Here is a 12207-nt window from a genome sequence, read left to right on the forward strand (position 1 = left end):
TTTATTGAGTTTAGTTGATTGCTAATTGATACTATTGATATAATGTAATCCTTTTTCTGACATTAGATCTTTAATAGCGGTGTAAGGGATGCGTAATTCTGTACTACCTTCCGCATAGGATTTAATTTCATAGATATTATAGTAGAATAATAATTCGTTTTTTTCAAACGTAAAATTATCTGCGAGTGAAAACTTGCCCTCTTCAAAAAAATACTTTCCATTTAAGGAATCATCCTTATTTAACCCTTCTTGTTTACGAAAGCATTGTTCGGCTATTGTTGTAAATCTGCCTTTATCTTCTTTGCGAATAATATCGTCAATCGTGATAGAACGATTAGACTGCCTATCAAAGTTTGAATATAACGTTACATGGTCGCCATGAGCTCCACCAGTATATTCTTCCTGTTTCGTTCGTAAAGCAAGATAGACCGGTGTGTTAGCTACTACATCTACCTGAAGATCGCGATTCCAAGTTGCAGTAGATTTGCCGTTGTTATCATCCACATATTCATTGTAAGCACTGATAAAACGATGAGCAGCTTCCTCCATGCTTGTATCCCCTTCAAGATGAACAATAGATGAAACAAGATCATTGATTTTTACTTCATCGAATACAGGGTAGCTTGCCCGAAAGTATGTGGTATCCAACTGATCATCTCCTTTTAGAAAATAATTACTATGCTCATCAACCATTTTTTTATGATATGAGAGCGTATCTCCTGTTTTCGCAAGAGAAGGTGTGGCACTTTTGTTTTGACATGAATACAACAAGCTACCTATAAATAAAATTTTCAAAAAAAGATAAAACCGCATTGAATTGATTGCTTCCCCTCTAATTTAATATGTGATTGATACATTAATCCACTCTGAATCAAAATCAGCTTTATACCGCTCGTAGAATTTTATGGCCGACTCGTTCCAGTCCAAAACTTGCCATACCATGCCATGATAACCGCATTCTTTGCCGTAAGCCAGTGTTCTGTCAAAGAGTTGTTTGCCCATTCCCAGTCCACGCATTTTTTCGGTGACGATTAAATCTTCCAGATAAAGCCTTCTTCCTTTCCAGGTGGAGTATCTGACGTAATATAATGAAATTCCAACAATTTCGTCGCCAACTTCCGCTACAAATGCACCCCAAATAGGGTTATGTCCAAATCCAGCTTCTTCAAACTCCGCGAGAGAAACGGTCACCTCATCCGGTGCTTTCTCATAGATAGCCAATTCTTTGATTAGCTCAAACATTTGTGGGCAATCTGATTTAATTGCTGCGCGTATAATTGGTTTAGTCATTGTTTTTATAATGTTTAATTACTCTTTTACCAAAGATTGTACTTCCAATACGGACCATGGTAGATCCTTCTTCAATTGCTAATTTATAGTCCGATGACATCCCCATAGAAAGGATATTAAAATAGTCGTCTTTACGGTAGAAGCTGGCTTTAACTCCATCAAATAACATCTTTAGTTCGTAGAACTCTGCTTTGATCACCTTTTCATTGTCTGTATTGGACGCAATCCCCATTAGCCCACAAATTCGGATATTTTTTAGTTCCAGGAATTCTTCATCACGAAGCAGCTCGATCAATTCGGCATGATCCAAACCGAATTTGGTATCCTCGTCAGCAATATATACTTGCAATAAACAATCGATGTTACGATTCGCTTTTATCGCATGTTTATTAACTTCTTTTAGCAGTTTTAGGGAGTCAATAGAAGCAATTAGACTAATAAATGGCGCAATATATTTTACTTTGTTCGTCTGTAGGTGTCCGATCATATGCCATTGAATATCTTTGGGTAAAAGCTCCGCTTTCTCAATTAATTCTTGAACATGATTTTCGCCAAAAATACGTTGTCCAGCCTCATAGGCTTCCATGATTTCTGAATTGGACTTTGTCTTTGAAACTGCTACAAGCTGAACGCCCTTTGCTTCGGTTTCCAATCTTAAAGCTTCTAAATTACTCGCAATACTCATTTCCGATATAGTTTGATGATGTAAAAAGTGCCAAATGTCGGTGCTTTTTGTAAATTTGTACAAAACTACGAAATGCTACGATTAATACTGAATCTACTTGCGGTGATTTTTTTATTTGGTTCCTGTGTCAGACCAGAGGAGAAGGATATTATCTCACAAAGCAAATTTGTAAATGCTTTGACAGAAATCCAATTGACAGATTCATATCTCAATATTTTGCCCATTGATAGTGCACGCAAAGTGATGGTGCCTTTGTACCAGGTGACTTTTGATAAATACGGACTGGATTCCGTTTCTTTTAAAAAGAACCTGGACTATTACGGTAAAGATGCTGAGGTCATGTCATCCATTTATAAGAAAGTGGAAGATAATTTGACGAAGGAGAATAAGTTTTATACGGATATCGAACGTAAAAAACAAGATTCTATCCGAACAAGGGATTCGATTGTCAATGCAAGGATTCAGGATAGTACAAGTCGTGTGATGCGACAACAGCAACAGTATCAAGAACGTATTGCTGCGCTTATCCACTACAAACCAAGTAAGGAGAAATTCAGTTTTAAAGAAGCGTCTTCGTTGTTTAACAAAAATTTCCAACAGAAAACAGGTGTTAGCTTGGACAGCTATTTAATGAACCAGCTAACTAATGGTAGTTCAATTACTCCAGCTGGATCACAGCCACCTACTTCCTCTGGAAATCCTGCGTCCCCAGCAACAACACCTGGCGTTTCGGCAAAGGACACAGCAACGTTACCAAAACAAATGGAGCAAAGACTTGAAAAACCTATTCTTACTCCACCACAGGCATTGAAGCCTGTATCAAAACTTTAACCATCAAAGAATATAATTTTATGGTATATCCATTAAATGCGATAGATAAACTCGGCTTTTCCGAGATAAAAGATAAAATAAAACAAAAATGCCTGAGTGAATCGGGCCGTGAGCTGGTCGAAAAAATTCAGCCACAAACTCGCTTTGATCAGATAGATCGTTTTTTGAGACAGACAAGTGAATTCAAAGATCTTCTTGTCAATGATGGAGCATTTCCAGTCGAGAATTTTTTTCCTCTAAAATCCATTATTGAAAAAGCGAGGGTGGAAGGTGCTTTTCTACTTGAAGAAGAATTTTTTCGTGTCCTGTTGTCCTTGAAAACTGTTTATGCCATCATTCGCTATTTTAACGAAAGAGAGGGCCTTTATCCGAATTTGGAAGTGCTATTTGAGCATTTACCTATCGAGAAGGGAATCATCCGTGATATTGAAATAGTGATTGACGAGCGAGGAAAACTCAAAAATAATGCTTCACGCTTATTGCTCGAAATCACTCAACAAATACAACGGGCAGAACAAGATGCGCTCAAACGTATAAATAGTATCTTCAAAAATGCTCAGGACAGTGGCTGGACTGCGGATGGCAATTTGACTGTACGGGATGGACGTCTATGTATTCCGATCTTGGCTGAAAATAAAAGAAAGCTTAAAGGATTGATTCATGACGAGTCTGCGACAGGACAAACGGCTTATATTGAGCCAGAAGAAGTATTTCAGCTGAACAATAAAATTAGAGATCTTGAATTTGAACGCAGGAGGGAGGTCATCCGAATTCTTGTGGACCTCACAGATAAAGTGCGCCCGCATCTCCCTTTATTGTTATCCTATCATGGCTTATTGACCAAGGTTGATTTTGTTAGAGCCAAAGCATTGTTTGCCTTGGATATTGAGGCCGAGATGCCTGAATTGTCCAAAGAGGCGGAGATCAATCTCATCAATGCGCGTCATCCATTGCTCATACTTAACGAAAATCATAAAGGCACTGTAGTTCCATTAAATATACAAATCGACCAGTTGCAACGTGTTATTGTTGTCTCTGGACCAAATGCCGGTGGTAAGTCAGTATGTATGAAGACAGTGGGCTTGCTGCAGATCATGGTGCAATCAGGTCTATTGATCCCAGCTGAGCCGACGACGAAAGTAGGTGTATTCAAGCAAATATTTGCTGATATTGGTGACGATCAATCTATTGAGAGTGACCTCAGTACCTACAGTGCACACTTGTCGAAAATGAAGTATTTTACGGAATTTGCCAATGGACGCACCTTGGTACTCATTGATGAATTCGGAACCGGAACAGACCCTCTATTTGGCGGACCTATTGCCGAAGCCGTATTGGAATCGTTGAATAAAAAGCAGATTAGAGGCGTTGTAACAACCCATTACTCAAACTTAAAGGTATTTGCGAGCAATACAACGGGGCTGGAGAATGCTTCCATGTTGTTCGATAACCGCGAGATGCATCCAATGTATATTCTCCAGATCGGTAAACCTGGAAGCTCTTATGCCTTCGAAATTGCACAGAAAATCGGCTTAGGCAAGGATATTCTAGAGGCCGCCAAAGGGAAAATCGGTGTACAACAGAAAAAGGTAGATACCTTGTTGATCGATCTTGAACGGGAGAAGAAAGAGGTGTTTGACACGAAAGTTGCCATCAACAAAAGAGAGAAAGAACTTGAAACGCTTAAATCGGAGTACTTGGAATTACAAGGTTATCTTGAAGAAAATAAGCGGGTTATCCTGAAAAAAGCCAAAGAGGAGGCTCAGGAAATCATCAGAAACTCCAATAAATTAATCGAAAATACGGTTGCACAGATCAAATCAGCGAAAGCTGATAAGGAGAAAACCCGTGAATTGCGCAGCAATCTGGATCAAGCTTTGAAAGCTGTTTTGCCGAAAGAGCAAACAGTGAAGCATGTCATTAAAGAAAAAGTAACGGAATCCTCCGAATTGAGTATAGGTGACTGGGTACAGATTATTGATAATGGTGCTGAAGCACAGGTTGTTGAAATTGCCAAAAACAATTTGATTCTTGCTATGGGAGAATTGAGAACAGTACAGAAGCGAAAGAATGTCATTAAGCTCGAAGGACGAGAGAATAAGAAATCAGCAAAAAGCTTGTCTAAATCATTGTCTGCGGGTACTGTCGCAGATTTTAATCCGGAACTTGACCTCAGAGGGATGCGCACCGAAGATGCGTTGAATGAATTGGAGAAAGTACTGGATAGGGCTGTTATGGTAGGCTACCCATCTTTAAAAATTATCCACGGTAAAGGAGACGGCATTTTACGAAAATTCATTCGGGATTACTTGCGTAAATACAGCCATGTCAGTCGGTTTGAAGATGAACATCAAGACCGCGGTGGAGACGGAATAACTTACGCTTATTTATAGCAATAAAAGAACTCGCACATGTAAAATGCGAGTTCTTTTTTACCTTTTTAGATCGTTTGATCTTTGCCACCAAAGGTAATCATCACCATACCTACAATAATAACAAACATACCGACAACCTGCTGCCAGCTCAGTGGACTTTTAAAATAAAATGCCATTGCCAATTGAACCGTCAGAAAAGTCCCACCTGAACATAATGCGATAACAATAGGTTGAGAGACATTCTTAAATAATTGAATCAGAAACCAACTTGCTGAAAGCAAAATAATATTCCCAACAATCAACGCCGCCCATTTATATTTGGGGTGAATACCGCCAAGTTTAAATAGGATGGAGGAGACAATTTGGCAAGCCCAAAATGCCGCAAAATAAAGGTAATTTAACATAATTGTCGCTATTCGTATCTACTGTAAGCACCGTTAAAAGATTGACGCATTAACGAGAACTGGTCTATTACACTTTTAAGAAATTCCTCATCGAGCAATTCAAAAACACCATTTACGCCGCCTATGATGTCAACCTCTGCAATTTTATAAGATTGCTCCAGATTTCCTTGTTCAAATTTGATGATGAATTTCTGGTTCATTCCAAAGATGGAAATCTTGCAATCAGGATGGGGGAGTTCCGCTATTAATCTCATGTAAATCTCTTGTTTTAAAAATTACCATAAAAGTATAAAAAAACGCCCAAATGAAATACATTTGAGCGTTCAGGATTATGATATGATTAGAAAAAGGCTGATTATACAACTCCCTGAGCTTTCATGGCATTAGCCACTTTAATAAAGCCGCCAATATTGGCACCTTTTAAGTAATTAACAAAGTCACTTTCTTTGCCATATTTTAAGCAAGTTTCGTGAATGCTTTCCATAATTGTTTTCAGACGGCTATCAACTTCCTCAGTACCCCATTGTGTACGGATCGAGTTTTGGGACATCTCCAGACCACTTACGGCAACCCCGCCAGCATTTGCAGCTTTCCCTGGTGCAAAACTAATTTTTGCATCTAAGAAAACCTTAATAGCTTCGGCAGTGGAAGGCATATTAGCGCCTTCAGCAACACAAATACAGCCATTTGACACAAGTGTTTTCGCATCGGATTCATCCAATTCATTTTGTGTCGCACATGGTAATGCAATATCACATTTAAATTGCCAAGGTTTTTGGCCCGGTAAAAACTGCGCATTTGGATAACGAGCAGGGTATTGGTCTAAATTCCGTCCTAAAGTTGCTCCAAAAGCCATTTTTTCTGTGTCAAAGCCATCTGGATCATACAATGTACCCAAGCTATTAGAAACAGTAATTACTTTTGCACCTAATTGCATCGCTTTTTCAACAGCATAAAATGCAACATTACCAGCACCTGAAACTGTTGCAACTTTTCCTTTTAAGGATTGCCCTTTATGTTTAAATATACAATCTACGAAGTATAGTAGGCCATATCCGGTAGCTTCTGGACGAATATAGGAGCCGCCCCATAATTCACCTTTGCCTGTTAGAACCCCAGTAAAATTGTTCTGAAGACGCTTAAATTGTCCGAATAAAAAGCCAATTTCACGTCCTCCAACACCAATATCCCCAGCAGGAACATCTGTATCTGCACCTATATGACGATATAATTCCGTCATAAAGCTTTGACAAAAACGCATGATTTCATTGTCTGATTTGCCTTTAGGATCAAAGTCAGAACCACCTTTACCGCCACCTATTGGCAAGCCTGTTAAACTGTTTTTGAAAACTTGTTCAAAAGCAAGAAATTTCAAGATACTTTGATTCACAGAAGGAGCGAAGCGAAGTCCGCCTTTATATGGACCGATAGAACTATTCATTTGCACACGGTATCCACGGTTTACCTGTACATTATGATTGTCATCTAACCAGGTTACACGAAAAGAGATAATACGTTCAGGTTCGGTCAGTCTTTCAAGAATTTTTTGATCGAAAAACTCAGGATGATTGTTGGTGATATAAGGAAATAAATCCTCTGTAACTTCTTTTACAGCTTGTAAGAATTCTGGCTCATTTGGATTGCGTTTCTCAACGCTCGCAATGAACTCGTTAAAATTTTTTGACATGTTTTAATTAGTAAAATTTCCCTTTGGCTGGCACTAATTTATGTATTTTTTAATAAAAATCCAATTTTTGTTAATTTTTTATAAATTTTACGTTGTTATAATGAAATTTCAAATTCTATAAAATATGTCTATTTAGCTTGATAATATAGAATTGTAGCCGAAATCAAATCATCCACGTATTTTATTCGATACTTTAGCTAAAAAAAAGAATCATTTTCGTTTTTATAATAGAACAGACTAAACGTAATGATTTGTGTAATTCTAAGCCTTATAAATTTTAAAATTTATAAGGCCATTATATCATGAAGTCTCAATAGATTGTAAGATCTGATTTTACGCGGAATTAAAATCGCTATGTGCAATGAGATTAGAGTTTTCGTTATAACAGTGTAGCAAATACTATTTTATTACAAAATATAACAAATCGTTGGGTAAAAGGGAGGGTTTGCAAATTACTATTTAACATAATATAAATTATAATAAATATGTATAGTGATGAGAATGGAGGTTTTTAATGAATTATTTAATATAGTTATTGCTGGTTTTTGATATTATATAAAATAAGTTTTCTTACAATGATTTACAAATAAGGCTTACATATTTTAAATAAAAAAGGAATCCAAGCGAAACGCTCAGATTCCTCAATAAATATTTAGGTTGAATATTTACAGAATAAAAAATACTAATCAACTGCCTGAATCATCAAAGCACCAACTGTTAAGTTAGTCCGTGGATCTATGACAATGGCTTGAGAATTTGCAGAATTTTCTGTTTGTAAATCAAATACAAGATTTTCAGCAGATTTGATTGCAATCCGACCAATATCATTGAGCTTAATCGTTTCGTCGAAAACTTTTTCCTGTGTGTTGATGTCAAATTTATAAAGCACATCGACAATCTTAATTTTTGTCAATTTACTGTGGCTCTGAAGCAAGTAGATCTGTTCGGTATCCAAGGGCTTATTGTCAAACCAACATACGTTTGCTTGTATATTGCGCTCAAATTTTGGCTGTTTTTCAACATTTGCAATCGTGTCGCCACGGCTAATGTCCACATCGTCTGTTAAATGAAGAATAACTGACTGTCCATTTTCTGCTCGGTCAAGCTGTAGGCCGTTAAATTCTATCGCCTTTATGGTACTATATGTTTCAGAAGGATAAATAATCACCTGATCGCCTACAGTAAGCCCCTCTCCTAACACTCTACCGGCATATCCTCTATAGTCATGGAGATCATCTGTTTGTGGCCTTACAACCCATTGTACAGGGAATCTCCAATTCGCCGCTTGATTTTCATGAATTTCAACATTTTCCAGGTAATCCAATAGCGATTCTCCGGAATACCAGAGCATACGATCGGATTTATGAACAATATTGTCACCTTTCAATGCGGATACTGGGATAAAATCAACGTCCTGAAGTCCCAAGTTAGCAGCCAATTGCTGGTAATCATTTTTGATTTGTTCAAAAACAGTAGCGCTATAATCTACCATATCCATTTTATTGACACATACTAATACCTGCTTCATCGCTAGTAATTTAGCAATAAACGAATGCCTTTTCGTTTGTTCAATAACCCCCTTCCGTGCATCTACCAAGATAATAATCAGCTCAGAATTGGATGCGCCGGTAACCATGTTTCGCGTATATTGGATATGGCCCGGAGCATCAGCGATAATATATTTTCGATGATCGGTCTGAAAATATTTGTAAGCGACATCGATGGTTATTCCCTGTTCGCGTTCTGCCTTTAGTCCATCCGTTAATATCGCTAAATCTACTGTTCCATCATCATTTTTTCGGTTGGCACGCTGTATCGCTTCCAATTGGTCATCCAAAATAGAATTGGTATCGTATAGCAATCGACCAATTAGGGTACTTTTACCATCGTCTACCGAACCAGCTGTTATAAATTTCAATATATTCATTGTTGTCAATATCAAGTATTAGATTTGAGGAATTAAAAATATCCCTGTTTTTTGCGTTCTTCCATTGCTGCCTCGGATACTTTGTCATCCATCCGAGCCCCACGTTCACTGACTGTTGATGCCTTGATTTCCGCGATGATATCATCCAAAGCAGTTGCTGTAGAATCTACTGCTGCTGTACAGGTCATATCTCCGACCGTCCTGAAACGAACAGATTTAGTCTCAACAACATCTTCCTCATCAATATTCAAAAATGGTGCTGCTGCCATTAATTGTCCGTTACGGGTAATTACCTCCCGCTCGTGACTAAAATAAATGGATGGTAATGCAATCTGTTCGCGTTTGATATAATTCCAGACATCGAGCTCAGTCCAGTTTGATATCGGGAATACCCGTACATTCTCGCCTTTGTTTATCTTACCGTTGAAAATACTCCACAACTCTGGTCTTTGTCTTTTTGGATCCCATTGTCCAAACTCATCACGAACAGAGAAAATACGTTCTTTTGCACGTGCTTTCTCCTCATCCCTACGTGCCCCTCCGATACATGCATCGAAACCGTGTTTCGAGATCGTATCGAGTAAGGTAACAGTCTGAAGTGCATTACGACTTGCGTTTTTACCTTTCTGCTCAACGACTTTGCCCTGATCTATACTATCTTGGACATAGCCAACAATAAGTTTTTCTCCAATTTCTTCAATAAGACTGTCACGGAAAACAATAGTTTCTGGGAAATTGTGCCCTGTATCAATATGAACCAGTGGAAAGGGAAATTTACCCGGTCTGAAAGCTTTTTTTGCTAGATGAACCAATGTAATGGAATCTTTTCCGCCCGAGAATAATAGTGCTGGTTTTTCAAACTGTCCAGCGACTTCTCTTAATATATATATTGCTTCCGCTTCTAAATGATCTAAATAGTCCATTCTTTGAAATAATAAAATTTGATTTAATGAATTCGGGTATACGCTTTTTTATGATTAAGATTTAACAGCGTGTAAACCACATTCTTTTTTACTCTGATCTTCCCACCACCATCTTCCGGCACGAAAATCTTCTCCTTCCTGAACAGCTCTTGTACAGGGTTGACAACCAATGCTCGGAAATCCTTTGTCATGTAAGACATTATAGGGAATATACTGTTCTTTACAATACATTTTTACCTGATCAAAGGTCCAGTCAAACAGCGGATGGATTTTTATGATATCATTTACTTCGTCGTACTCTACAAAATCCATATCATGTCTATTGACCGATTGTTCAGACCGAATGCCGGTAATCCAGATTTTTTTTCCTTTGATAGCACGCTGCAATGGTTCAATCTTTCTGATCCGACAACATTCTTTACGGTTTTCAACAGATTCATAGAAAGAATTAGGCCCCTTTTTACTGATAAAATCTTCCAGCAATATTGTGTTTGGTGTGTATGTCTTGATATTCAGTTGATAACGTTCCAATGTGCGGCTCCACAAAGAGTACGTCTCTTTGAATAATCGACCGGTATCTAAAGTGAAAATCTCGATACCGATATTGTTTTTGCCGATCCATTCGGTGATAATCTGATCTTCTATCCCAAAAGATGTCGAAAAAACAACTTCTGAAGGATATAGGGATGCAATTACTTGCAGCATCTCCACTCCCTTTTTATCACCGATAATTTCTTTAATTTCCTTAACGCTCATGACGTAATATATTTTTGGTATGTTCGTTCAGCTTCTTTACCTTAAATTCAAAGTCCCCTTTCAACTGTTCACGATATTCACTCATCAGTGAAAGCGTTTCGTCGATTTCAGCTGGTAATAGATCATTGAGCAGTTCCTTCACCCTTTTTGCAATCGTTGGCGATTTGCCGTTTGTGGAAATCGCAACTTTTAGATTGCCTTTAGTAACAATTGATCCCAAATAAAAGTCGCATAGATCTGGTTTATCCGCGGCATTGAAAAGTATATTGTGAAGTGATGTTAACGCACGAAGTTCATCATTCAGTTCCATATTGTTCGTGGCCGCAATCACAAGTTGCTTGTGTTCAATGTCAGTCGTCTCAAAAGGACGTATATGAAGTTGAATGTGAGGATAATTCCTGAGTAATATTTCAAATTCTGGAACAATTTCCCTTGCAACAACAGTTAGGTTCAATCGCTCATCATTTGTTATCAATGCCTGGAATTTTTCCAACGCAACTTTTCCTCCTCCGACCAGTAAGGTCTGGATCTGATCAAGTTTAACGAATATGGGAAACAACTGATTCATATTTATAATGCAAGCGCCTTTTCTTTAATCTGTTGAAACGATCTGTGTTTCGCCACCACTTCACCTATGATGATAATAGCTGGTACCCCAACTCTTTTTTCAGTAGATTCATCTAATATATTGTCTATTGTTCCCAATACAACCTTTTCATTGGGCAGTGAACCGTTCTGAATCAAAGCGATAGGTAAATGATGAAGATTTTTATCCCGGTAGATGGCCACGATCTCTGCTAATTTCCCATAGCCCATCAGAACGACTACAGTCGCATTGGATTCCGCTGCTAGGTATAGATCGCTAGATAAACTACCATCAGATTTTGACCCTGTTATCACCCAAAAGCTTTCACTAATCCCTCTATAGGTCAAAGGAATCTGCTGTAACCCTGTCAGACCGATAGCGGAGGAAATACCCGGTACAACGGCTGTTTCAATACCATATTGTGCCACATGATCGATCTCCTCACCTCCACGTCCAAAGACAAAGGGATCTCCACCTTTTAAACGCACCACATGCCCATAATTTAAAGCATAATCAACCAGTAAGCGATTGATTTCATCTTGTGATGTTGAAAGCTGTTCAGCACGTTTTCCGACGTAAATTTTTATACAATCTGCCTTCGCATAATCCAATAGTTCTTCATTAACCAGCGCATCATACAAAATAACATCCGCTTTCTGGATTGCTTTGATCCCTTTAAGGCTAATCAATTCTGGGTCTCCTGGCCCAGCACCTACTAAAGTTACTTTTGCTTCTATCGACAT

General features: G+C 38.2%; 13 protein-coding genes. 2 read left to right on the top strand and 11 right to left on the bottom strand.

Features of this window, described 5'->3' with window-relative positions:
• Positions 1–21: 21 nt before the first annotated feature.
• The 3 genes from DFQ12_RS02735 to DFQ12_RS02745 form a co-directional block, all read right to left on the bottom strand.
• Positions 22–693 carry a DUF3298 and DUF4163 domain-containing protein gene (locus tag DFQ12_RS02735; protein ID WP_167457180.1) on the bottom strand — a complete coding sequence of 224 codons (672 nt, stop codon included), beginning with the start codon at positions 691–693 and terminating at the stop codon, positions 22–24.
• Positions 694–837: 144 nt separating this feature from the next.
• The gene (locus tag DFQ12_RS02740) at positions 838–1290 is read right to left on the bottom strand and encodes a GNAT family N-acetyltransferase (protein ID WP_120257494.1); all 453 of its coding nucleotides are present in this window, start codon (positions 1288–1290) and stop codon (positions 838–840) included.
• Complete coding sequence (locus DFQ12_RS02745; protein WP_120257495.1) at positions 1283–1975, bottom strand: YggS family pyridoxal phosphate-dependent enzyme; 693 nt, start codon at positions 1973–1975, stop codon at positions 1283–1285. Before DFQ12_RS02745 ends, DFQ12_RS02740 begins: the two co-directional genes overlap by 8 nt.
• Positions 1976–2047: 72 nt before the next feature.
• On the opposite strand from DFQ12_RS02745, the gene DFQ12_RS02750 reads away from it, so the two are divergent.
• A complete protein-coding gene (locus tag DFQ12_RS02750; RefSeq protein WP_120257496.1) occupies positions 2048–2806 on the top strand; it encodes a DUF4296 domain-containing protein in 759 nt (252 codons plus the stop codon).
• 20 nt (positions 2807–2826) lie between these two features.
• Positions 2827–5199, top strand: coding sequence for an endonuclease MutS2 (locus DFQ12_RS02755; protein WP_120257497.1), 2373 nt, complete (start codon positions 2827–2829; stop codon positions 5197–5199).
• Between the two features lie 47 nt (positions 5200–5246).
• Here the strand turns inward: DFQ12_RS02755 and DFQ12_RS02760 are convergent, their stop codons facing one another.
• The 8 genes from DFQ12_RS02760 to cobA form a co-directional block, all read right to left on the bottom strand.
• Entirely contained in the window at positions 5247–5585 is a 339-nt protein-coding gene (locus DFQ12_RS02760; protein WP_120257498.1) for a hypothetical protein, read from the bottom strand.
• Positions 5586–5593: 8 nt separating this feature from the next.
• The gene (locus tag DFQ12_RS02765) at positions 5594–5839 is read right to left on the bottom strand and encodes a hypothetical protein (protein ID WP_108634281.1); all 246 of its coding nucleotides are present in this window, start codon (positions 5837–5839) and stop codon (positions 5594–5596) included.
• 101 nt (positions 5840–5940) lie between these two features.
• The gene (gdhA, locus tag DFQ12_RS02770; protein ID WP_120257499.1) at positions 5941–7272 is read right to left on the bottom strand and encodes an NADP-specific glutamate dehydrogenase; all 1332 of its coding nucleotides are present in this window, start codon (positions 7270–7272) and stop codon (positions 5941–5943) included.
• Between the two features lie 682 nt (positions 7273–7954).
• On the bottom strand, positions 7955–9199 hold the full coding sequence (locus DFQ12_RS02775) for a sulfate adenylyltransferase subunit 1 (RefSeq protein ID WP_120257500.1): 1245 nt from the start codon (positions 9197–9199) through the stop codon (positions 7955–7957).
• Positions 9200–9231: 32 nt separating this feature from the next.
• On the bottom strand, positions 9232–10122 hold the full coding sequence (gene cysD / locus DFQ12_RS02780; protein WP_120257501.1) for a sulfate adenylyltransferase subunit CysD: 891 nt from the start codon (positions 10120–10122) through the stop codon (positions 9232–9234).
• Between the two features lie 54 nt (positions 10123–10176).
• A complete protein-coding gene (locus tag DFQ12_RS02785; RefSeq protein WP_120257502.1) occupies positions 10177–10878 on the bottom strand; it encodes a phosphoadenylyl-sulfate reductase in 702 nt (233 codons plus the stop codon).
• Entirely contained in the window at positions 10868–11446 is a 579-nt protein-coding gene (locus DFQ12_RS02790; RefSeq protein ID WP_120257503.1) for a precorrin-2 dehydrogenase/sirohydrochlorin ferrochelatase family protein, read from the bottom strand. Before DFQ12_RS02790 ends, DFQ12_RS02785 begins: the two co-directional genes overlap by 11 nt.
• A gap of 2 nt (positions 11447–11448) precedes the next feature.
• Positions 11449–12207, bottom strand: a complete 759-nt coding sequence (gene cobA, locus DFQ12_RS02795) for a uroporphyrinogen-III C-methyltransferase (RefSeq protein ID WP_120257504.1) — start codon at positions 12205–12207, stop codon at positions 11449–11451.

The sequence above is a fragment of the Sphingobacterium detergens genome (assembly GCF_003610355.1).
Classification (GTDB): Bacteria; Bacteroidota; Bacteroidia; order Sphingobacteriales; family Sphingobacteriaceae; genus Sphingobacterium; species Sphingobacterium detergens.